Source organism: Nostoc sp. WHI (assembly GCF_015714725.1).
GTDB lineage: Bacteria > Cyanobacteriota > Cyanobacteriia > Cyanobacteriales > Nostocaceae > Nostoc.
Window position 1 is genome coordinate 1 of the sequence record NZ_WBKM01000329.1, and the last position, 24062, is coordinate 24062.

21 protein-coding genes and 1 tRNA gene are annotated in these 24062 nt (G+C 40.4%); 15 read left to right on the forward strand and 7 right to left on the reverse strand.

The window, feature by feature from the left end:
- Positions 1–163 precede the first annotated feature (163 nt).
- The 7 genes from F8S12_RS33355 to F8S12_RS33385 all read left to right on the forward strand — a co-directional run bounded on the left by F8S12_RS33355 (position 164) and on the right by F8S12_RS33385 (position 6183).
- Positions 164–805 (forward strand): class I SAM-dependent methyltransferase, encoded by a 642-nt coding sequence (locus F8S12_RS33355; protein ID WP_196520549.1) that lies wholly within the window; start codon positions 164–166, stop codon positions 803–805.
- 237 nt (positions 806–1042) lie between these two features.
- Positions 1043–3034 (forward strand): molecular chaperone HtpG, encoded by a 1992-nt coding sequence (htpG, locus tag F8S12_RS33360; protein WP_196520550.1) that lies wholly within the window; start codon positions 1043–1045, stop codon positions 3032–3034.
- A gap of 136 nt (positions 3035–3170) precedes the next feature.
- The gene (gene rpmB, locus F8S12_RS33365) at positions 3171–3407 is read left to right on the forward strand and encodes a 50S ribosomal protein L28 (RefSeq protein WP_196520551.1); all 237 of its coding nucleotides are present in this window, start codon (positions 3171–3173) and stop codon (positions 3405–3407) included.
- 342 nt (positions 3408–3749) lie between these two features.
- Positions 3750–4127, forward strand: a complete 378-nt coding sequence (locus F8S12_RS33370; protein ID WP_196520552.1) for a hypothetical protein — start codon at positions 3750–3752, stop codon at positions 4125–4127.
- A gap of 197 nt (positions 4128–4324) precedes the next feature.
- Positions 4325–4834 (forward strand): hypothetical protein, encoded by a 510-nt coding sequence (locus F8S12_RS33375; RefSeq protein ID WP_196520553.1) that lies wholly within the window; start codon positions 4325–4327, stop codon positions 4832–4834.
- Entirely contained in the window at positions 4835–5365 is a 531-nt protein-coding gene (locus F8S12_RS33380) for a GNAT family N-acetyltransferase (RefSeq protein ID WP_196520554.1), read from the forward strand.
- A gap of 38 nt (positions 5366–5403) precedes the next feature.
- A complete protein-coding gene (locus tag F8S12_RS33385) occupies positions 5404–6183 on the forward strand; it encodes a photosystem II S4 domain protein (protein ID WP_196520555.1) in 780 nt (259 codons plus the stop codon).
- Positions 6184–6246: 63 nt separating this feature from the next.
- Here the strand turns inward: F8S12_RS33385 and F8S12_RS33390 are convergent, their stop codons facing one another.
- From F8S12_RS33390 to F8S12_RS33415, 6 genes are all read right to left on the reverse strand, one after another.
- Positions 6247–7023, reverse strand: a complete 777-nt coding sequence (locus F8S12_RS33390; protein WP_196520556.1) for an SDR family NAD(P)-dependent oxidoreductase — start codon at positions 7021–7023, stop codon at positions 6247–6249.
- A 533-nt stretch (positions 7024–7556) separates the two neighbouring features.
- Positions 7557–8483 carry a hypothetical protein gene (locus tag F8S12_RS33395; protein ID WP_196520557.1) on the reverse strand — a complete coding sequence of 309 codons (927 nt, stop codon included), beginning with the start codon at positions 8481–8483 and terminating at the stop codon, positions 7557–7559.
- A 300-nt stretch (positions 8484–8783) separates the two neighbouring features.
- Entirely contained in the window at positions 8784–9341 is a 558-nt protein-coding gene (locus F8S12_RS33400) for a hypothetical protein (protein WP_196520558.1), read from the reverse strand.
- A gap of 922 nt (positions 9342–10263) precedes the next feature.
- Entirely contained in the window at positions 10264–10869 is a 606-nt protein-coding gene (locus F8S12_RS33405; protein ID WP_196520559.1) for an exopolysaccharide biosynthesis protein, read from the reverse strand.
- 60 nt (positions 10870–10929) lie between these two features.
- Positions 10930–11814, reverse strand: a complete 885-nt coding sequence (locus F8S12_RS33410) for a lipid kinase (RefSeq protein ID WP_196520560.1) — start codon at positions 11812–11814, stop codon at positions 10930–10932.
- A 296-nt stretch (positions 11815–12110) separates the two neighbouring features.
- Positions 12111–12401: a hypothetical protein gene (locus F8S12_RS33415; RefSeq protein ID WP_196520561.1), complete on the reverse strand. Its 291-nt coding sequence runs from the start codon at positions 12399–12401 to the stop codon at positions 12111–12113.
- A gap of 200 nt (positions 12402–12601) precedes the next feature.
- Between F8S12_RS33415 and F8S12_RS33420 the strand changes: the two genes are divergently transcribed.
- Positions 12602–13807 carry a murein hydrolase activator EnvC family protein gene (locus tag F8S12_RS33420; protein WP_196520562.1) on the forward strand — a complete coding sequence of 402 codons (1206 nt, stop codon included), beginning with the start codon at positions 12602–12604 and terminating at the stop codon, positions 13805–13807.
- Positions 13808–13865: 58 nt separating this feature from the next.
- Positions 13866–13938, forward strand: a tRNA-Arg gene (locus F8S12_RS33425).
- A gap of 965 nt (positions 13939–14903) precedes the next feature.
- Here the strand turns inward: F8S12_RS33425 and cas12k are convergent.
- The gene (gene cas12k / locus F8S12_RS33430) at positions 14904–16811 is read right to left on the reverse strand and encodes a type V CRISPR-associated protein Cas12k (RefSeq protein ID WP_196520563.1); all 1908 of its coding nucleotides are present in this window, start codon (positions 16809–16811) and stop codon (positions 14904–14906) included.
- A gap of 68 nt (positions 16812–16879) precedes the next feature.
- Here cas12k and F8S12_RS33435 point away from each other — a divergent pair, with 68 nt between their 5' ends.
- The 6 genes from F8S12_RS33435 to F8S12_RS33460 are packed head-to-tail and all read left to right on the forward strand — an operon-like array spanning position 16880 to position 24050.
- Positions 16880–17308, forward strand: coding sequence for a MerR family transcriptional regulator (locus tag F8S12_RS33435; protein ID WP_196520564.1), 429 nt, complete (start codon positions 16880–16882; stop codon positions 17306–17308).
- Between the two features lie 25 nt (positions 17309–17333).
- On the forward strand, positions 17334–19724 hold the full coding sequence (gene hsdR, locus F8S12_RS33440) for an EcoAI/FtnUII family type I restriction enzme subunit R (protein WP_196520565.1): 2391 nt from the start codon (positions 17334–17336) through the stop codon (positions 19722–19724).
- An 8-nt stretch (positions 19725–19732) separates the two neighbouring features.
- Complete coding sequence (locus tag F8S12_RS33445) at positions 19733–20176, forward strand: hypothetical protein (RefSeq protein ID WP_196520566.1); 444 nt, start codon at positions 19733–19735, stop codon at positions 20174–20176.
- Positions 20176–20850 (forward strand): hypothetical protein, encoded by a 675-nt coding sequence (locus tag F8S12_RS33450; protein WP_196520567.1) that lies wholly within the window; start codon positions 20176–20178, stop codon positions 20848–20850. Before F8S12_RS33445 ends, F8S12_RS33450 begins: the two co-directional genes overlap by 1 nt.
- A 6-nt stretch (positions 20851–20856) precedes the next feature.
- On the forward strand, positions 20857–22662 hold the full coding sequence (locus F8S12_RS33455) for a class I SAM-dependent DNA methyltransferase (protein ID WP_196520568.1): 1806 nt from the start codon (positions 20857–20859) through the stop codon (positions 22660–22662).
- Positions 22659–24050, forward strand: coding sequence for a restriction endonuclease subunit S (locus tag F8S12_RS33460; protein WP_196520569.1), 1392 nt, complete (start codon positions 22659–22661; stop codon positions 24048–24050). Before F8S12_RS33455 ends, F8S12_RS33460 begins: the two co-directional genes overlap by 4 nt.
- Positions 24051–24062: the final 12 nt, after the last annotated feature.

A 24062-nucleotide genomic window follows, 5' to 3' on the forward strand; every position in this document is an offset into this window, starting at 1 on the left:
CTGCCCCCCTGCTCCCCTGCCTCTTACACCCCTACTGTGTGTTGCATCAATTTGCTTCTTACGAATTAGGATGAGAAACTGTTATTTTCAAAGTTTTTCCGGGAATCCTGTAGTTGTATACCCACCACATTTGTCAGTTCATCAGGTTAGGTAGGCATTGTTCATGCAACTCATCACCTCCTTAGATATTAGAAATTCAGAATATTTATCAAAAAATCGCCTCATCAGTTACCATCACCAGTTGCGTCTAATTTTTTCGCTGGGTAATCAGGTAAAAAACGTTTTGGAAATTGGGATTTTTAATTCTCTGTTGACAGATATTCTAAAGAACAATGGATACAACGTCACTACTGCTGATGTTGACCCCAACCTTAAGCCAGAAATGATTTTGGATCTGACAACAGATTTCTCTTTACCAAAAGATAAATTTGAGGCGATCGTCCTGTTTCAGGTGCTGGAACACTTCCCTTACGAACAGTCAGAACAAGCCCTGAAAAAACTTGCAGAAGCGACAAAGAAATTTTTGGTGATTTCGATTCCCTGTTGCACCGAATACTTTGCACTTCAGATAAAAACCTCCTTCTCAGAAAGGCCAAGGCATTTATTAATTAATGTGCCAAAATTTTGGACTACAAAGCCAGTATGTAACGAACACTACTGGGAAATGGGTTTGAAAGGATATCCCAAAAAGCGGATTTTAAACTCTGTTGCCAAAGTTGGGTTAACTGTCAAGCAAGAATTTATCGATCCCACCAATCCGTACCACTATTTTTTAGTGTTGGAAAAAAATGGCGGTAATATTTAAACAGCAGTTTCAATCAAGCTACTAGCCCTGCCTTTAAAGTCGGAAGTAGGGAAATCCGAATCACACTATGGGGGCAAACAATGCTCAAAAAAGGAGCGATCGCCTAAGTTATGCTTTTAAAATCCTAATTGGTATCATCCTCTCCTGTGTTCTCCGGGTTTATCCTAGAAAACAGAGGGCTAGGCTGTATTAGCTAACTATCATCATTTCAGATACTAACATCAAAGATTACCAATCATGCTAGAACAAGGCACTATCAGTATTCATACTGAGAATATTTTCCCGATCATTAAGAAGTCGCTCTACTCAGATCACCAAATCTTCTTGCGGGAACTGGTATCCAACGCTGTAGATGCCATCCAAAAGCTGAAAATGGTATCCCGCGCCGGAGATTACGCTGGAGACATAGGCGAACCGGAAATTGAACTTGCCATTGACAAAGATAAGAAAACCCTGTCTATCTCCGATAATGGTATCGGGATGACCGCAGAAGAAGTTAAGAAATATATCAATCAGGTTGCCTTTTCCAGTGCTGAAGAATTTATTCATAAGTATGAAGGCAAATCAGATCAACCCATAATTGGCCACTTCGGTCTTGGTTTCTACTCTTCTTTTATGGTGGCGCAAAAGGTAGAGATTGATACCCTCTCCTACCAAGAAGGAGCAGAGGCGGTTCACTGGACTTGCGATGGTTCTCCAGCTTTCACCCTAGAAGATTCGTCCCGGACAACTCGCGGCACTACTATTACTCTCAGCTTGCAAGGAGAAGAAGAAGAGTTTCTAGAACCAGCACGAATTAAGAATCTTGTCAAGACCTACTGCGACTTTTTGCCAGTACCCATTAAATTAGACGGCGAAGTATTAAATAAGCAAAAAGCACCGTGGCGAGAGTCTCCAAGTAATCTGAGTCAAGAAGATTATTTGGAGTTTTACCGCTATTTGTATCCTTTTCAGGAAGAGCCTTTGTTATGGGTACATCTAAATACTGACTATCCTTTTATCATCAACGGCATTTTGTATTTTCCCAAAATGAGGCCGGATGTAGATGTTACCAAAGGGCAGATCAAGCTATTTTGCAATCAAGTTTTTGTTAGCGACAACTGCGAAGAAATTATCCCCCAATTTCTGACTCCAGTGCGGGGTGTGATTGATAGCACCGATATTCCCCTGAATGTATCGCGTAGTGCCTTGCAAGGCGATCGCACCGTGCGAAGAATCGGTGATTACATTGCCAAAAAAGTAGGCGATCGCCTCAAAGAACTTTTCCGCGACAACCGCGAACAATACATTAGCGCCTGGAAGGATCTTGGCACTTTTGTAAAATTCGGCGCTCTCAACGACGAGAAATTTAAAAAACAAATTGAAGACATTATCGTCTTCCGCAGCACCGCCAAGCTGACAGAAAAACCTGCTGTTGAAACTCCAGTGGTTGAAGTACAGTCTTCAGACGGTGATGCTTGGCAAGATGTCACTCCTCCCTCACCCAGTTCTGATTTTTCAGCACCCAGCGCTCCCTATACTACGCTGAAAGAGTATCTAGAGCGTAACAAAGAACGCAACGAAAACCGGGTTTTCTACAGCACCGATGGAGCAACCCAAGCTACTTACATAGAACTACACAAAAACCAAGGCTTAGAAGTCCTGTTTATGGACTCCTTCATCGACACCCACTTTATCAACTTCCTAGAGCGGGAATATCAAGATGTCAAATTTACGCGGGTAGACTCAGATTTAGATAATACCCTCCTAGAACAAGACAAAGCTGCGGAAATTGTTGATCCCAACACCAACAAAACTCGCAGTGAGACGATTAAAGAGTTATTTGAGAAATCCCTCAACAAACCCAGGCTTAACATCCGCACCGAAGCTTTGAAATCAGACGATCCTCAAGGTACACCACCTGCGATCGTACTTTTACCAGAGATTCTCCGCCGGATGCGAGAAATGAACGCCATGATGCAGCAGCAGTCAGCAGAGTTTCCCGAAGACCACATTTTGCTAGTGAATACTGCCCACCCACTGATTCAAAATTTGGCCCATCTTAGCCAAGGTAGTATCATTCAAGGTGATGGTCAATCGCCTACAGATCAGTTAGTGAACTTGATTTGCCAACACGTCTACGATTTAGCGCTGATGTCTCAGAAAGGATTTGACGCTGAGGGAATGAAATCCTTCGTCGAGCGATCCAATGAGGTACTCACCAAGCTGACACAACAAGCTAGTAAGTAGAGACGCGATTAATTGCGTTTCTAACAGGAGTTAGGAGTTATTTCTCCCTCCTGCTCCCCATCGCCTTTCCTACTTCTGTTGTCTAAGACCTAAAATGGAAAGGCTGTATTAAAATAAAAATCTGGAGATACTTGCTATGTCCCGCCGCTGTGAATTAACTGGTAAGAAAGCAAATAACGCCTTTGCTGTTTCCCACTCCCACCGCCGTACTAAACGCCTTCAGCACGCCAATCTGCAAACCAAGCGTGTTTGGTGGCAAGGCGGAAATCGCTGGGTGAAATTAAAGATGTGTACCAAAGCAATCAAATCCTTAGAAACTAAAGGGTTGGAAGCAATGGCAAAAGAAGCTGGTATTAACCTGAATCATTACTAAGTAATGTAGATTTCATAACCTGAAACTTTCGTCAGGTGGAATACAGGTGATTCGTAGGGTAGCACAGCAATCTGCGCTACCCTACTGCATTATTACATCTTGAGTAAGTAAGTGGTTAAGAATAAATCAAACTACAGCAGATTTCAAGATAAAAAAGCAAGATAAGGATTGGTTAGTTATTCAAGTAAGTATTAAATACAAGTGTTTGTTGTTGCCGATTATTTAAAATATAACTAGACTTTCATTTTGTAGAGCCAGTGACTCCAAGCGTCAAAATTGAACTAACATAACTGAATGTTCGTAGTTTACCGCCGTAGGCATCGCTCGCCTTGTCAAAGACTCATGACTAAAGTAACATCTCAAGAGATTGCACAGTTTCGCTCTCAATTGGCAGATGATCCCAGCGATATGGAAGCGCTGGACTTGATTGAAGACTGTGACGGAGATTTAGAAGATGCAGCGATGACGCTAGCTATCCGCGCAGGACAAGAACCAGAAAGAGCAAATTCCGAGTGGTTAGATGCTTTGGCTAGAAAATGGCGTGCGGTCATTTGCGAACAAGAATATCGGGAAGATTTGCTTAATGGTTCTCTTCAAAAGATGATGGAACATCTAAAAGCAGTGCCGACGTTTCCTAAAATTTTAGCAACGCCAGTTTTGATATATGTCCTCAAACAAGGTGCGAACAATTTTTGTGAGCCACTAGATTCGCTAAAGTGATCAGATCATGTACATTTGTAGGGCTATTTTCAACTAGGGAAGTTAGTAGCCAAAACAAATAAGCCTCATGAATTCTGTACAGACGCGATTAATTGCGTCTTTACTCCTGACTCCTACCCAATACAAGATTGATTCGACTAAGACTGATACGCTGTTAATTAAGACAAAACTGCTATTACACAATTATTGTTAAATCTATGAATTACCTTGTTGCCGTATTACCAGACCGCATTCAAGCCGAAGCTGCTTACTTAGCCTTAGAAAAAGAAGGCATAAACAGTACTATTCTGGGGAAGGGATATAAAACTGCTGATGAGTTTGGCTTAATTGACCCCAAAGACCAAGCCAAAGAGCAAGCACAGAACATGGCAACCTGGCTAATTCCATTCGGCTTTTTTGCAGGTTTTACTTTCAGCCTCATTACTAATTTGGATACTTTTGCCTGGGCGGGTGAAGTTGGCAATCATATTGTTGGAGGATTGCTAGGTGCTGCTAGTGGTGCTATGGGTGGTGTTTTTGTTGGTGGTGGAATCGGTTTACTCGTAGGCAGTGGTGATGCTTTACCTTATCGAAACCGCTTAGATGCGGGTAAGTACTTAATTGCAGTTCAAGGTTCTGAAACTCTCACTCGGCAAGCAACCCGAATATTACGTCAGTTTGATCCAGAAAATATCCAAGGTTATGCTGACACAAATACAGTCTATTGAATGAATCATAGTTTACACATCACGACACAGCGACTTGAGTTGCTTCCCTGTTCTTTGGAGGTGGCGCAAGCGGTGATTACAAGAAGTAAATCACAAGTAGAGAGACTTTTGAGGGTAACGGTTCCTGATGATTGGTATGCATCTGAGGTGTTAGATATTTTCCCAATGTATGCTCAGATGCTAATAGATGATTCTTCTGAGTTGGGTTGGGGTGTCTGGCTAATGATTAACATTGCTGATTCTACTTTAATTGGCGATTTGGGATTTGGTGGCAAACCCGATCAGACAGGAACTGTAGAAATGGGTTATGAAGTGATATCAGCTTATCGTCAGCAGGGATTTACTTTTGAGGCAGTAGAAGCACTGGTAGATTTTGCCTTTACTCAGCGAGAACTTAAGAGAATTATCGCTCATTCTCCAGACGATCATGCTGCCTCGATTCGGATTTTGGAAAAATTAGGGATGCAACAAATTGGTAGAGATGAAAATCTGCTGAAATGGGAATTAAAGTTAGAATCAAGACAGTTATAGCAGATTAATTTTCAACTCATAACTCATAATTTTTAAGAATGTTGCCACGAGAAGAACTTTTAAAAGGTGTTGAAAATCGAGATAGTGTAGTTCGTGCAATCGATCAAGCGGAGCAAGCCATTAAAACTTGGGAAGTGGTTTTGACAGATTTTCTATCTCCTCCAGAATTGGCAGAAATTCAGCGAGTATTTGGCCGATTAACAGAGGTGCAATTGGTGGCGTGGGGTGGATATCCACAAGCTGAACGCCGAAGAATAGCGATCGCTCGTTCGGAAATTCCTTTAGATCAATCTCAAGTCAGCCTCGTAGCAGTGGAAATTGCCGGTAATTTCCTATTTGATACCGCCTCTCACCGCGACTTTTTAGGCGCAATGCTGGGGACGGGAATTGTTCGGGAAAAGACGGGAGACGTTATTGTCTTGGGCGAACGAGGGGCACAGGCAATTGTCGCGCCAGAGTTGGTGGAGTTTTTGGAGATGAGTCTTAAACAGGTGCGATCGGTTCCTGTGAAGACTCAGCCGATCGCAGTAACTGAGTTAAAGGTTCGGGAACCAAAGAAAAAAGAATTAACTACTGTGGAAGCTTCTTTGCGGTTAGATGCGATCGCCTCTGCTGGTTTTGGGATGTCCCGCAGCAAAATGGTTAATTTAATCGATGCTGGTGATGTCCGCGTCAATTGGAAGGAAGTTACCCAAGCTAGTTCTCAACTAAAATCAGGCGACTTAATCGCTATTCGCTCTAAAGGGCGTTTAGAAGTTGGAGAAGTCGCCGTTACTAAAAAAGACCGTTACCGAATTCAATTAACAAGATATATGTAATAAGTGAGGAGTTTTAAATCTACCAGTTTCTTTAACTACAAACGCCCACTCCTAACTACATATTTAAGCTTTAAAATGTTTTGCTAACATATTCAGCAAAAGTTTGCGCGGTACGAGCCGAGATAATTTGCTTCTAATTTGAGTGTTAGTATCAGAACTAATAACAGTTGGATACCCTTTTTCCAAAGCCTCTAAAGATTCCCAAACTACTTTTTCGGAAGAATACACTTTATTTGTACTGCTTGCCAGGGCTGGAGGAAAATTAGCTTCTGCAAAAAAGTTTGTTTCTATTGGCCCTGGACAAGTGACTAAAATACGGACACCATATTGACGGTTTTCTGCCCATAGTGCTTCACTAAAGCTAAGAATAAAAGCTTTACTGGCAGCATAAACAGAAAGGTATGGTATCGGTTGAAATGCGGTAATTGAGGATACGTTAATAATACTTCCTGAACGACGTTGCCGCATCAAAGGTAGAAATTTATGGGTTAAATCGACCAATGCCAAAACATTTAATTGGACTATTTTGACTTGCTTTTCTCCATCCCCTTCGGCAAAGTCGCCATAGTAACCAAAACCAGCATTGTTGATTAATAAGTCAATGGTCAATCCCTTTGTTTTCGTAACATCAAATACAGCAGCAGCTGCATTAGGTTCTGTGAGGTCTTTAACTATAACGTCTACTTGAATTTTGTGTTGCTCTTGTAGTTGTTTAGCTAGTTGACTTAGTTTCTCTTCCGAACGAGCAACGAGTACAAGATTTGTCTTACGTGCAGCTAGTTCCTGGGCAAAAGCTTTTCCAATACCACTAGAAGCACCAGTAATTAAAGCAGTTGGCATTCTACATATTAAGATAGTTTTTCAAGCACATTATAAATATTAGCCCTACTGTCTATAAGTTTTAACTACCTAAAGTGATATACTTAAAAGCTTAAAAACAGCAGTGATATCCTGTCCGGCTAACACTTATAATTCAAACTGACGCAAAGACGCAGTAAGTTTTGAATTATAAATAATTAACCGGACTTGATATAGCGGTGTTGCAGTTGAGTCCAATCCAGACCTAACCCCCAACCCCTTCCCTACAAGGGAAGGGGAGTAAGATTCAAAGCCTCTCTCCTTGTAGGAGAGAGGTCAAAACTGTATTTCACCCAAGCGAGAACAGCTATATTATAATACCAATTCTCTGGGAAGTTGCGCTTTATCCGACCCCTGTTGTTGCTGTCTCACTTAGCAAGGAGCGACTATAAGGGATTCTTGGTTGGTTGCATTTACTTACAGAAATGGATAACTGCAAATAGGGAGGGTAAAAAACTTGCCTATCTTTATTTATCTGGCTAGTTTACAAGGAACAAGGCTACAGGATTATTTCCTTAATATTTGGCTTCCAGAAGCGATTTTAATTCTCCAACTACACCGATATGAGAGATTCTTAAGTCTTCTTCATCTATATATTGAATAGACGAATCAATTTTTTCTGGTAATTCTCTGTCATTGCACGACCACTCAAATATAAATTTATGGTCTAAGTCTTTGAGGTTAGAAAATATCTGCTTCCATTCACTTCGTCGAACTCGATTTCCCCACCTTGTTTGTAACTCTCTCGAGTAGGCTTCACGTTGATAAGTTAAGAAATCAAATGGCCTCTGAAAATTATTATGATCTAGTAAATGAATGAGATGAAACATAAAGCCATCTTCAGAAAGGCTACTTACAAGATTTTCTAATAGTGGCGTAATATCGTCAACTGGCACATGCTCTAACACAGATTTTGAAAATATAAAATCCACTTTTTCTTGACCAGGCATTTTTTGAGATAAATCAATTGGTGCAATGTATTCTATGCCTAATTCTTGCAAGACTTCTACAGAGAACTTTTTGAATGATAACAATTTATTTAAACGTAAGCGGAGAATTTCACGATCTTCAAATGTAGATAGACTATCTAAAATATGCCAACTTTGAGAGCTAGACACAGCTTTGAAAATATTCTCAGGTTGTAATAATGGCTCAACATCAGTTGCATAAATCTTTTTTGCTCCGAGAAGGTAAAATACTAATGAATGAGTCAGTAACCATCCACTTCCAATTTCAAGACAAACTTTATCCCGCAATACATATTTACCTTTACCAGCCTGAAGCAAATAGATAGCAATTTCATTGGCACAAAGATCAAGTCTTTTAGTCCCAGTCGCTAGCTTATTTGAATGAAATTTATTATAGAAAAATTGATACAGTTCTGAGGATCTAATAATAGATTTTGTCCCTTCACTAAGGGTACTATTCACTAGTGTTTTCATTTTGCACACCTCTATTTGCTTAATTTATCGTGAGTTAAACACAATACTATTAACATTAACTGTACCAGTTAAATCGATTACTTTTATAATCTGAATATCTAAGTTTTGTAAAAAATTACCGAATCTATACGTGAACCTTATTATACAATTAGTTGGTAGAGATAGTATATTTACTGAGATAATAATCCGAAATTTTGCAACTCAGACTACAGAAGTATTCTCAACGAATATCACGTGCAACAAATACACATCAATTTGAGATTTTCTTGATTCCATTTTAAATTCAATATGAATTGCTAACTACCATTTTTCAGCCCAATAGATAATTTCTGAGGCTGAACTATTAATTGCTACGCCGTAGCTATTTCCATGATTCCATTTGAAGCCGGGTCTACCTTTGTCTGCTGCATCTAATACTAATATTTCATAGGCAGCTGGAAAAGATTCTCCAGGAGAGTCATTAGTGTGGAAGAAAGTTGTTGGTACACCATTAGGCTGCTTGATGTGGTCATTTGTGTTACCACCTCTATATTTGTGTTTAGCGCTATTTCTGTATTGTGAAAGTAACTTTTCTGTCTTTTTTGGCGGCTGTTTCAGCTTAATTTGAAAAAAACTACTTCCTTGTAAAAATCCGGGGGAGTAAGCAATGCGAACGCCTTTAGCATCAACAGGAATCTCATTAGGAAAATGTTTTACTTGGTTATTACTAGACCACAGTTGATTACGAATTTCTTTGTAGCGTGATGTATCAGTTATTATTTTAAGTTCGCTAGTACTGCGAAATGTTGTTCTAATAAAAAAGCTCCCCCCGACAATACAAAGACTAGCAAGGGCTAATAGAAATTGCGATCGCTTCATAAAGTTGGGTGTATCTAACTTTCATAGTCATATACCCAACTAATAAACTAACTTCGTAGTATTGCGGTTATAACATCAGAAATATTAACAGAAACTTTATATATTCGAGGAAAATACCAGGTAATTATAAAGTTACTGTGAAGATAAGCAATGTGTACCTAGTCAAATACTGACGGTTATCTTTGTTGAGGTTGGCACTACTGCTATAAATCAGGACTTACGCAAACAATAGCCGAAACCTTGATTTTCAGGTAGGGGCAATTCATGAATTGCCCCTACAGCGTGTAGTTTTGCGTAAGTCCTATAAATAACGAAATCAATTCTACAGCCATCCATTCTTTTTTCAATTCTTCCTGATGCAGCGAGAACTAAAGCGGATATCTAAATAGTAGATGCACCTTAATTAAATCATGGCCCTCAGCCTTTGGCTGGGGGCTTTCTTTATTGCTTAGGACTTACGCAGAAGAGATGCCCCAACACCCTTAAAAAGGGGGCTTTTAAGATTCCCCTGCTTAAAAAGCTACGGTGTACACACAAGTCCTAAAAACCTAACTTGATAAGGCTTTCCTCGTTCCTGGGCTGCCGCCTGGGAACGTATTCGTTGAATCTCTGGCTCAATGTCTGACTGGAGGGAGCAGCCCCTAATCAGTCATTCCCATGCAGAGCATGGGAACGAGAGAATAATGAGAAATCGAGCTTTTTTCGACTTGTGTGTACACCGTAGGCTTAAAAAGGGGGGCTAGGGGAGATTAAGCTTTCAAGTTTTCAGTGCGTAAGTCCTGTTGCTGATAACTTTTAATTTGGATAAAGGTTTTTTTACAAAATCGGATTTGCCCGGATATAACAACAACTAAAGTGGATTAATAAATGGTAGATGCACCCTAATAAATTACAGCCCTCAACTTTAAGCTGGGGGCTTTTATTATCTAAATATAGATGGCAGCAAACTGGGAGCTAACCACAGTGCATAACCAATAAATCCAAATAACAAGGTAATTAGGGCAGTAATGATGTAGCTGATGCAAATTAATAAACCATCAGATTCGATGGTGGCAACAGTCAAAAGTAAAATACCTACAGTAGGGATAGGATTTGTAAATGGAATTGGTGATATTAGTAATAGTGTTAACCAAGAGATACAAAGCCCATTAATTCGCCAAATCAAAGGATTATCGGCTATTTTTGCAAACCGGGGACGGGCAATTTTCTGCAACACTTTGGTAATACGTCCCAAGTTTTGCAAAAGCAACTGGGTAAAGGCACGAGGAAATTTGTAGTTAGCGATTCTTTTCGGTAGCCAAGGCGATCGCTTACCCAAAACCATCTGTACTGATAATATTAAACAAGCACCACCAAAAGGGCCAGTTAATCCCGGTGGCATCGGAAATAAAAAGGGCAATACTAATAACGCAATTACCAGGCTAAACCCCCGTTCCGAGGTTTCCGCCAGAATATCACCTAGAGTTAGCGGCTGTTCAGCTAGGCGCTCCAATAACAACTTTATATCTTGAGAAAATCTCAGATGCATTTTGCATGAGTTGATGCGAGTTCCCACATTTCTAGCAGAGGGAGATTAACAATTCAAAATTTAACTTTTAATTTCTGGAGGTACTAAAACAGCTATAGCTTTAGGTATAACCCGAAAATGGGCAGGTGTATAGGTAGTAATTTCACCATCTGTATTTATTGGGCGCGGTTTACGAGTATACACCTCTATTTCTTGACCTTGAAGGGAGCGTACACTTTGCCAATGTATATGTCGCCCTTTTCGCATCGCTGGGAGTAATAGTATAATCTGCCACCAATGTTTAATCTCTAAGCTATAAAGATCCAGCCTTTGGTCATCGATTCTGGCATCGTCAGCCACTGCCATACCACCGCCATAATAGCGGCCATTACCCACAGCAATTTGCACCGTTTTCACGCAAACCGATTTACTGTTGATTACAATGTCTGCACTAAAAGGTCGAGCTTCCCAAATTACTTGCAATGCGGTGGCGGCGTAAGCGAATATTCCCCAACGGCGTTTGACTTCTTTAGTCAGTCGCTGGGTAATTTTTACACTCAATCCCAGACTGGCAACGTTAAAAAAGTGCTTGCCGTTCACCCAACCCAAGTCGATGCGTCGCAAATCTCCATAGGCAATAATTTTGCAAGCTTCGCTGAGGGAATTCGGGATTCCCAAAGTCCTCGCTAGGTCATTGGCAGTTCCCAAAGGCAAGATTCCCAAGGGTAACTGAGTATCAACTAAAGCATCTACTGCGGCGTTGAGAGTCCCATCTCCTCCACCAATGATCACTAAGTCAATTTGATGTTGGTAGCGAAGTATGACTTCAGAAAGATGTTTGGGGTCTTCTGTAGATTCCTCGATTAAATCAAAGCCGAGGATCTCTAAATAATGAATCGCTTCCGACAAATTCTTTTGCCCTTGGCGAGCATGAGGATTTACTAACAGGAGTGCGCGGGAACTCATGGGTAGTACCTTTTGTAGTTGATATGTTTAATTATCTGCATCCATGTACTCTGCTTGAAATTAATTATAAAAAAGTGTTTAAAATGACTGTGATTTAGGTATTCTTATTTTTAACAGTTGGATTTATTCCAATATTATACTGCCAATAAAAAGGAAGATTTTTAATTAGTTATAGATACATATTTGGATATTAGATTTGTATAATAGATACTATTAATAGTTAAAACTTAAAACACATTTAATTTTATATGTCAACTCTTGCTGTGACAGTGCGAAGCAATGAGTTTTATCTAAAACTACTTCTCTTTAATAGTGACTAATCCATGTATGCCTAGCGCTGCGATCGCACCTCCTAACAATCCCCAAGTACCATCGGCAAATACATTGATCCGATGAATGTAGGTGCGATGATAGGCATACTCTAATTGTCTATCATTAACTTTTCCTACCTCTACCAGGTTTTCCACATTTTTTTCAGCTTTGATCAGTGCGGCATAATCTAGATTAAACCAATACGACGATACTCCCACCACGGACAACCCTGGAAAAACCAAGGTAATTAAGAGAATTGCTATACGTAGGTTCATACATTGCGTAATTCGTAATTAAGTTTTAGCAAGGATTTCAGACATTACAAATGGGTAGCTTATTTATGCCGGACTGTACTAGAATCCTTTTGTTACAACTTGGCAGAGTAATTTGATTATGCGTTGGAATGGGTAAATTAATCAGATTTTGGGAATAATCTTCATAGTGGTTGAAAGCTCGTTTTGGTTAGGCTCACACTATGAGAGGGCGATTTATAGGAAAAAAGAAGATTGTTTGCTGTTTATGTATTGTATTTTGCTGCATTTTGTGGGTCTGTTTGGTATTAACACCAGTACACGCAACATCCACAGAGTCTATTGATACTCTGCGACAACAGCAGCAACAAATGAACCAGCAGCGTCAGAGTGTGCTTAACGATCGCGATCGCTTAACTAATCTCCAACAAGATGCCCAAAAACATCTCACTGGTTTAAAGCAAAATCTGCAAACCACTGATAGCTATATTCAAGAGAGCGAATCACGATTACAACTCGCCACCCAACGCCTCCAGCAATTGGAAACTGATTTAGCTGTGGCAGAACGTTTATATGAAGATCGTCAGATAGCAACAGTAGCACGATTGCGTTATCTCCAGCGATCGCCAGCTTCTGTTGGATGGGCGGTTTTGCTCCAAAGTCAAAATATCAGCGACTTTATCAGCCGCCGTCATCAGTTGAAGTTAGTTTATCAAGCAGACCAGCAAATTTTGCTCAAACTCAACGAACAAGCCAGCCTGATAAATAAACAAAAAACCGAAGTAGAACACCAAAAAAACGAAATCGCCTTGATTCGTGAGCAACTGCTGGCACAAAAAGCTGATTATCAAGCACAAGCGCAGTCACAATCAGAATTGATTCAACGCCTCAATAGCGATCGCCTCGCCCTAGAAGCAGCGCAAAATCAACTAGAGACAGATTCCAAAAATTTAGAAGTCTTGATTCAGCAAAAAGTAGCAGAAGCCAGAGCCACAGAAGAGGCGCAAGCAAAAACCAACAGCCGGACAAGTGTGATCATTCGGGGAACTGGTGTAATGGCATATCCTAGCGATGCTCCTACTAGCAGTCCTTTCGGCTGGCGGATGCATCCAGTCCTCGGCTATCAACGGTTTCACGCAGGTATGGATTTTGCCGCTAGCTATGGTAGTACAATTCGGGCAGCCGATTCGGGAACAGTAATTTTTGCTGGATGGTATGGTGGTTATGGCAGAGCGGTAATTATCGACCACGGCAACGGCATTACTACACTGTACGGACATTCCAGCGAGTTGTATGTTGCCGATGGACAAGCAGTTGAACGAGGACAAGCGATCGCTGCTGTCGGTTCTACAGGTTTATCGACTGGCCCCCACCTCCACTTTGAGGTGCGTCGAGATGGCACACCCGTCAACCCCGGCGATTATCTTTAACTCAAAAACCACTAACCAGCAAATTTGATCACAGATATGCTATAATTAGCAAGAGCAAGGGCGCGTAGCTCAGTGGATAGAGCAACAGATTCCGGTTCTGTGGGTCGGGGGTTCAAATCCCTCCGCGCTCGTTTTATGTGTCGATTGCCAAATTATTTGTCTGCGTTGACAGATTAATGTCCATGTTGCCAAATTATTGTCCGCGTTGACAAATTGTATATCATTACAACACCCTGCCATACATACAGTATGGCAGAACTATTCTTTTTTTATAGGGTAATTAATCAGTTTCAATATTAGAGCTAAAATCAAGCTCTTCAAACAAAGAATCTGTTGCTCTATCCTTTCAACCCACCTAAAAAGTGTTTGCTATGAACACTGGAAAAATTCCAAAACTCAATAAAGCTTTTAATGTACTAGGACATACCCATTGACAGCGAAAGTCGTAGCGACTTTCAACCCGCCTCTCGCTGGGAGGGGTGTTGAAACAACCTTGCACTGCAATCAATTTTACTGTTGCAGCATCTTTCAACCCGCCTCTCGCTGGGAGGGGTGTTGAAACATTTTGATAGCCACCAAACACTATTTACAGAATCCTTCTTTCAACCCGCCTCTAGCTGGGAGGGGTGTTGAAACTCTGCGCTTCAAACCCCTGATTTACCAATAGTTGTGAAGGCATTTTTGTCACGTCTCCCAAAATCGCCCGTCAATTAATACTTAAAAAAGTAAATCAACTGACACATTAAAGGCTATAAACCTTATTAAACAAGCGATTTAAAGTTTTGGCAGGAGTCCCAGGGAAATTGCCCCCGCTTTACCATGCCAAAAAATAATTAAGGTGGGTTCCTCCTTGGTCGGAGGTGATTCAGTAGCCACCACTGCGGTAAACCCGCACCTCTATTACTGGGGGCGCACCTTATTCCTGTCCACAAGGGACAGCAGCATCAAGGTGGGCAGCTACCAGGGTCAGAAAGCAAGACTGTTTAACAGCAGTCAAACTAACCCAAATTTACACAGCACAGAGGCTTATAACAAGCATGAACTGCGGCGCTGTTGAATTTTCTTATTTTATTATCAAGGTTCGGTGTTTTGTCAATCAGTTTATTTTGCGAGAATGGTAAGCTGCGATCGCTAATTCTTTCGCTTTCTCTTGTGGACTACCTCGAATTGGCTGTTTTGACTGCTCTATAACAATTCCAGCTTTAACAGATGACGAGTGAATATTTGCCATCAATCTGCCATAACTCCATTGATGAACGCTAACTCGGTACTGTTTGGCATACTGTTTTTGAACTTCTATTAAGTCTGATTTTTGTTCAGCTTTGGCTTGAACCTCACTTTGAACTTGCTCTCGCATATTGTCTAATTTGGGTAGAACAATACTTCCAGCAGAGTATGTTTGGGCGATCGCAATAATCTCTTTCGCTAGTAATCTGTCTATATATTCCCCTAACTCCGATTCTCCAAACTGATTTGGTGCAGCAAGCGTTTGAGCTATTTGGCGTTGGTGGGATAAAAAATGCTTTTGCTGTCGCTGTCGATTTAGCAGTTTGTAATTATCACCCAGTAGTTGTCTGATGCTGCGATAGGTAATTACTTGACCTGTAGCACCGTCTACTACCGCTAGCGTTGTAGGCTTTTCTAAGCCGAGGCTAACTCCAACAAGAATATGAGATTGTCCTTTATATAAAGTTTTAGTGGGGCGAGGAAAAGGGTTATTAATTCTGTCTAAGGTGGAATTTTTCCGTTTTATGTGGGCTTGCTGTTTTTCATTAAGGTCGCCTTTGGCTTTTGTATTAGTGATAATTTTAGCGATTTCTTCAGCTTTCTCTTCCCTCACTTGATTGGTTCCTTCAGCAGTCCATAGGCGGGTATCTACAGAACAGTAGAGGGTTAAGCGATTAACATTCCAAGGATCGCCTTTGCCTTCTTCTTCTTGCCAAGCAATACGCCCACTACGCAGGGTGAACAGGCTACTGGAGTGTTGATTTTTGCTATTTTTCTTAATTTGTTGATCTTCTAGGAAACGTTGAAACCAGTGAAGTTGGCGAGAATCACAATACACTTGAAAACTATGCTCACTCAAACCGTTGAATTTTACACAGATACGCCCAAACTGGTTTTTAAACCAAGTTATGTCTTCGTTGCTTTCGTAAGCTACCGGAAAAGGTACTTTGCTAAATTGCCTTAAAAGACTGTCTTGCCAAGATTTCGCCTCGGCTTCATTTATTGGAACGTTATGAGTGGCAACGAAAATAGTTTCTAACCATTTGGCAGCAGTTAAATCTCGACCTTTGGGAATTCGTGTTTCTAGCTGCTCTCTGAGGCGTTCAATCTGAATTTCAAGTTTACGGCGACGTTGAGCAAATTTTTTAGCGTCTTCCTCTTTATGGTTGATTTTGCAACCATTTTTGAGTAAATAGCTGATGGCGCAACGAGTTAAGTTATCTTCTGTGTTGCGGTAATTCTCAAATAAATTCTTTGATAAACTGTTGCTATCTGAATTTTGAGCTTTTTTGCGCTTTTTGGCTTTTTTCCCATTCGTTGATTGAGTTTCAGCAGTATTAAGGGAAGCAAATTCAGCCAAAATTTCAGCAGCTTTAGTGCGAAGACTATCTAAGCTGACACCACTACTTTCTACCAATTCAACATCACTGTTGAGCATTTCCAACCAGCGAATTTTGCCTTCTAGTTGGAACTGCGATCGCTTCATTAGCGCAAACCATGATTTATATATGTAATTCACCAATGCGATCGCACTCGCGTAAAACCGTGCAGGCTGACCGATAAAGCGAGGGTCAGTTTTCAAAGGTTCGTAGAGTTCTTTGACAATACTAGTGGGGTGTTTGCCCTTTTGTCGCCAAGTCTCAAACTCTGGGTGTTGACTTACCTGACGTAGTAGTTCATTAATCAGTGGCGTATTTAGCTCTGCCATCAACTTCCATAGTTGGTGGCGTGATGATTCTGAGGCTACAAGACGACACTGAATAGTGATTTGGCTCATCGGTTTAAAACAATATTGTCTAATACTAACATTTTTGTCTTAAACAAGTCTTCTGTAAAATAAATTGTATGCAGGAGACATTTTTTACAAGCAAGGAAGCTGCTGAAATCACAGGCTGCACCCTTCGTCAGCTACAGTATTGGCGAGAGAGAGGGGTGATTGTTCCTGTAATCAGTGATACTGGAACAGGACGTAGTATTTATTACTCAAAGTCTAATTTGCTGGAATTGGCTGCAATGTCATATTGGCTATCTGTGGGGTTAAGTTTTGACATAGCCAGCACCACGCTGAAAAAGCTGAAAGACCAAGAACCGGAGTTATTTACTTCAGGTAAAGGTAAGCGGTTTATGTTGTTGTCCCAAGCACAGGAGCGTTCGCTTGAGCTTATGGAGTTTGACAGAAAAAAGGCGATCGCATCTTTGGATGCAGGTAAGCCTGTAATTCCGGTGTGGTTGGACGAGATTTATCAGAGGTTGGCGGTTAAATTGGACAAGTAAAGGATGAAGTCAAGAAAAATCAGAAATGAGCAATGAAGCGAATACTTGCCGTAAGTATGTGGAGCCGAAGTTAAAGGATGCAGGATGGGAGAGAGAATCCCATACTTACTATGAGCAGTATTACTTTACTGATGGCAAGATTCGCCCAAAAAATAAGCGCCAACCTCGTGGCAAACGGAAATTTGCAGACTATTTGCTGCTATATAACGGAGAATTTCCCTTAGCCGTGGTGGAAGCCAAGCGAAAACATAAAACACCAGATGAGGGACTGGAACAGGCAATAAACTATGCCAACCTTCTAGGGGTAAAATTTGCTTACTCGACTAACGGACAAGGAATTGTAGAGTTTGATTTCATCACGGGTAAGCAGTCTGATGTGATGGAATCGTTTCCCAGTCCTGATGAACTTTGGCGACGACTAACTGGGGAAGCAAAGGAGCAAATTAGAGGGGACATAGCAGAAAAACTGTTAACTCCGTTTTATCCAATTCCAGATAAACCACTGCGCTACTATCAACGAAATGCTATTAATGCTGCACTCGCGGCAATTTTCAAAGGTCAAAAGCGCCTACTGCTTACAATGGCAACGGGAACAGGTAAAACTACTGTCGCTTTCCAAATAGCTTGGAAACTGTCAAGTTTGGAGTGGAATACTTCTGGAGAATCTCGTTCCCCTAGAATTCTGTTTTTGGCAGATCGGAATATTTTGGTAGATGACCCGATGAATAAGGATTTTTCTGCCTTTAATCAGGAGAAAATTTACAAAATTCAGGGGGAAGCGAAAAAAGGACGTGACCTCTACTTTGCTATTTATCAAGCAATTGGTGATACACAATATAGCTTTGGACTTTACAGAGAATATAGTTCTGATTATTTTGACTTGATTATTGTTGATGAGTGTCACCGAGGCAGCGCCAGGGATGAAAGTAACTGGCGACAAATTTTAGAACATTTTGAACCTGCGTATCAGTTAGGACTGACAGCAACACCGCTACGCGATGATAATGTTGATACCTATCGCTACTTTGGCAATCCCCTTTATACATATTCTCTCAAACAAGGGATTGATGATGGTTTCTTAGCTCCCTATCGAGTTTATCGAATTACTACCCGTTCCGATCGCCAAGGATGGCGACCTAACGCTGGACAGATTGATCGTTATGGAAGAACAATTCCTAATGAAGTTTATCTGACACCAGACTTTGAGCGAAAATTGGTGAGAGAAGCGCGGACAAAAGCGATCGCACAACACATTACTGATTTTTTGAGAAGTGGCGATCGCTATGCCAAAACTATTGTCTTTTGCGTGGATGAGGAACACGTTAAGGCAATGATCAAGGAATTACGCAACTTCAACAGTGATATCACCAGAACAAATCCTGACTACATCACTCGCATTACCTCTGATGCTGGCGATGTTGGTAAGGGACATCTCTACAAATTTAAAGATGTCTTGGATGAAACTCACATTATTGCTGTTACTGCTAAGTTGCTAACAACAGGGGTAGATATTCCCACCTGTAAAAATGTTGTGCTTGCCCGTGTTATTCGTTCAATGACAGACTTTAAGCAGATTATTGGACGGGGAACCCGTGTACGAGAAGAACGGGGGAAGCGATCGTTTAATATACTCGACTACACCAACAGCACAGTATTGTTTGAGGATAGAGATTTTGACGGTGAACCCGCCCTGATTAATGAATCAGAGATAGATGATAATGGGCAAATACTCTCTGAACATGAAGAGGAATTAGAGTCAGAAGAGTTAGAAGAGGAAGCAGACGACTTGGAAGACGATGAAAGGTCTGGATTTCCGGGACTTCCAGATGATGATGACATACCACCTCGGAAATATTACGCTGACGGGGGAAGCGAAGAGATTGTTGAAGAAAAAATTTATGATTTAAATCCAGATAATCAACTGCGCTTGTCTCGATTAATTGACTACACCAGAGAACAAGTTCGCATCCTATATCGTTCCACTATAGAAATACAGCAACGCTGGGCAGATCCCGAACAGCGTTCAGAAATTATTGATTTGTTGGCGGATAGGGATATTGATTTTGATGAGTTAAAACAAGTTACTAAGCTTCCCGAAGCTGATCCTTTTGATTTATTATGTCATATTGCCTTTGATGCTCCGGTGCTGACTTGCAAGCAACGGGCTGAAAGGTTGCGTCATCGCAAAGCCGATTTTTTTGAGCAATATGGGGAAGATGCTAGAGCAATTTTAGAGATCCTTTTGAACAAGTATGTAGAGAAAGGAGTTGAGGAGTTTAATATTCCAACAACATTTAAGGCAAACTATGAGTTTAATAAATATGGCAATGTGGCTGAAATTGCTCAATGCTTTGGTGGAGTTATACAACTTAAAGAAGCCGTGAATCATCTGCAAAGCTTACTTTACACTGCATAGGTTTTTTTATGAATAATAATGAATATAAAAACTTGTATGATCAGCTTAAAAAAATACTGAAGGAGTATAACTTGACTTGGGTAGTCGAGCAGGTTAATGAAACTATTCGTGAGGGTAAAATAGTTAATGTAGAAGAATCATTCCCTAGAAAATCTAAAACAAAAACACATAGAATAAAAAAAGAAAATTTTTCAGAAAAAGAAAAATTATTTCTTTTAATTGATGCTTTTGAAAGGATAATATTAGACTCTTCAGAAATAGAAAATGAACTGAATGAGTTCTTGACCGAAGAAAATCGAGAATCAATACTAGATCCAAAACTACTATTTTCTGAGGAAGATGATGAAGATTATCAAGTTATTTTTTATACTGATTCTGTGAAAGTACGCCAACAGATAGCGATGGAGCTAAAAAATTTACTTGATATGCTGCGAAAAGAGGTTAATAAGTAATGCCTGATACTTCATCTTTAATGCAAGGAATTAGAAGTAGGTTAGGACGTTTAATTCCACTAGGGTTCAATACAGCAACTGATTTATCTGACCTATATGAAGCTTACGTTTTTAGTGTTTTGATTAGAGCCGCCCAAAATGAAGGCGGCAGCATCAGCTATAAAAATGCTCTTGGACAAGATGCTCAATATCTAATTTTTCGTCGTAGTCCAGGACAGATTTACGTATCAACTCAACCTTATACTCATGCTGTAATAAAATTTGAGCATAAGCCAACATTAGAAGCCCACGTAGGCATCAGAGTTCAAGGACGTTCGCGGGTTTCTCATGAGTGTGACCTATGTGTTTTATTAGAAGATGAAGCTACTAACTGTAGAAATAACTTATATGAACCTAGACATAACAAAGTAATTATTGCTGTTGAATGTAAATACTATACATCTGAACTTCCATTACATTTAGGCAGAAGTTTTATAGGATTAGCTTCTGATTTAAGGGTAGAAGAAGATATATATTTTATATCTAATAAAAAGTCAGATAATATTGAAAAGCTACTAACTACTCATAATAAAAAATGGGAGCATAATATAATTCCTAGACAAGTAAATGAAATTCAAAGATTAATGTACGCTTTTCAGCGAAACTTTAAAGATTTTAAAGCAAGATATAATTAGTTAAGAATGCCCAAACGCACCACAAAACAAAACGATAAACCCGTCACTACAGCCCAAAAACTGGGAAGCGTGGTTAAGTCAGCGCGTGACATCATGCGGACAGATAAGGGATTAAATGGAGAATTAGACCGGCTTCCCCAGTTGACTTGGATTATGTTCTTGAAACTTTTGGATGATTCCGAGAAACTGCATGAGGTGGAAGCAGAGTTAGAGAGAATATCTTATAAACCAACTATTCAACCGCCTTATCGCTGGCGAGATTGGGCAGCTAATGAAAATTTTACGGGCGATCGCCTGAAAAGTTTCATCAACAATGATGAGGCAATTTTACCAGATGGCATGAAAGGTGCAGGATTACTCGCCTATCTGCGAAATCTCAAAAGCAAAACCGGACGCGATCGCGCTGATGTAATCGCCAAAGTTTTCAAAGATGTCACTAACCGCATGATTAGCGGGACTTTGCTGTGGGATGTGCTGAATAAGGTAAATGATATTCACTTTGATAAATCAGAAGAAGTGAATCTCCTCAGCACCCTTTATGAGTCGATGCTGAAGGAAATGCGAGACGCGGCGGGAGATTCGGGAGAGTTTTACACCCCCCGTCCGGTAGTGCGGTTTATCGTGCAGGTGATGGAACCGAAACTGGGGGAAACCATTTTTGACCCGGCTTGCGGAACAGGTGGTTTTTTGGTGGAGGCGTATGAATACCTGAAAAAGAATTGTAGCGCCCAAGATTGGCAGATATTACAAAAAAGCATTATTGGCGGTGAAGCAAAATCCTTGCCTTTGATGTTAGCGCACATGAGTTTGCTGTTACATGGGTTTGAATATCCCGATATTGATGATGGAAATAGTCTGCGGTTTACCCTTTCGGAGATGGGTGAAAAGGATTGGGTAGACGTGATTCTCACAAATCCGCCGTTTGGAGGTGAGGAGGAAGACAGAATTAAAATTAACTTTCCCCCAGATAGACAAACCAAGGAAACGGCGTTTTTATTCCTTCAGTTGATTATGCGTCGTCTCAGACAAAGACCCAAACCAGGACGCGCCGCAGTAGTATTTCCCAATGGGGTGCTATTTGGGGATGGAATTTGCGCCAAGCTGAAGGAAGATTTACTCAAGAATTTTAATCTGCATACGATTGTCCGTTTGCCTAACGGGATTTTTGCACCTTATACTAGCATTCCCACAAATTTGTTATTTTTTGACCGTTCTGGACAAACGGATGAGATTTGGTACTATGAGTTACCTTTGCCAGAAGGACGGAAAACTTATACCAAAACTAAGCCGATACAGGATGAAGATTTTTCTGTATGTGTGGCATGGTGGAAGAATCGAGAGGAGAATGCACAAGCTTATAAGTATAACTTTAGGGAAGCTTATAATCAGGCGATAAAAGATGCAACGCCTCATTGGAATGCTGGTAAGAAAGCAGAGGAAACGGCTAATCAGCTTGCAAAGACAGTTAAAGAATTAGCTGAGAAAATCCAAGGTTTACAGAATTCAATTTTGGATTTTTCCCCATCCAAAGATGTTGCACGGATTAAGAATCAGGTTCAGGTAGTTAAGGATGAGGTGAAACAGGCTCAAACTGAGGAGCAAATTCAGCGCGAGATTGCTAAAAATGAGAAGGCTAAAGGGGAGGCTATTTACTGGGCTATTTATAATCTTGACCGCAAAAATCCCAATAATCAGCAGGATTTTGAGCATTTACCCCCAGAGCGGTTAGTGGCTGATATTTTGGAAAAAGATAGACGTGTGGCTGAAATTATGGCGGAGATTCAGCAATTGTTAGGGGGTGCAGATAAATGACAAAATTAACAGCCGCTCAAAAACGCTTTTTCAAAAATGCAACATTAAATATTGCCGCCCAACTAATTTTTAGAAAGCTTGAAGAGTCTAAATTTCCTAAAAAAAACTTAGGAGATGTATGTACTGTATGCAGGGGTGGTTCACCTAGACCAAAAGGCGATCCAAAATATTTCGGAGGGTCTATTCCTTGGATCATGATTTCTGATGCTAGTAATAGTCCTGGTAAATACATTTACTCTACCAGCGAAACAGTAACCGAGGAAGGTGCAAAAAAAAGCCGCTTACTTAAGGCTGGTACACTTGTTGTTACCAATAGTGCAACTATTGGCTTACCTAAAATATTAGGTGTAGATGGATGTATTCATGATGGTTTTTTAGCATTCCTAGATTTATCTCAAGATATTGAGCGTGATTTTCTATATTATTTCTTTATTTATACACGTACATATTTAGAAAAAATTGCGCCTGAAACTACACAAAAAAATCTCAATACAAATATAGCCAATTTTTTAAAATTACCTATACCTGATACTGACCTCCAAAAAGCCATTTATACATTTTTAGAAGTTGTTGAGAGCAGACAACAAGGTTTTACAAAAAACAGATTGCCAAATTTACCTTTTCCATTATCCGATGTAAAAAGAATTGTGGCGAGGGTTGAGGAACTGGTGGGGAAGGTTGAGGAAGTGCGATCGCTACGTCAAAAAGCACTTAAAGAAACAGATATACTTCTAACGCGGGCTATAACTACAATCCTAGATAATGATGAATGGGAAGAATTACCTCTAAATAAATTGTTACGAGAAAATTCGTTAAATGGTTTATCGCCCCGTCCTTCAGAAACACCTCCAGGTCTTCCGATACTACGTATTAGTGCAGCTACTTCAAAAGCAGATGCCATTATAGATGAAGCAGATTTTAAATACTTAGAAGTTAGTGAACAAGATGCCGTTAAATACAAGCTTGAACCCGGCGACCTTTTAGCGTGTCGTTATAATGGCAATTTGCATTACACAGGAAAATTTGCACTTTATAAAGCCTACTCCGGTAAAGAACATCTTTACCCAGATAAGCTAATTCGTTTTCGAGTAGATACAAACAATATAATGCCTGAGTTTGCCCGTCTTGCATTGAATAGTGCAAAATGTCGGAAGATTATTGAATCTTTTTGTGCAACAACCGCAGGTAATATTGGACTTAGTGCTGGGAACCTAAAAACTGTTCCTGTACCAGTCCCACCCCTTCTTGAACAACGTCGCATTGTTGCCTACTTTGAAGAACTACAAACCAAAGTAGACACAATGAAACGACTCAGAGAACAAGCCATGAGAGAACTTGATGCCCTTTTACCTTCCATACTTGATAAAGCATTTAAAGGTGAATTGTGAGTAAAAAAAAGA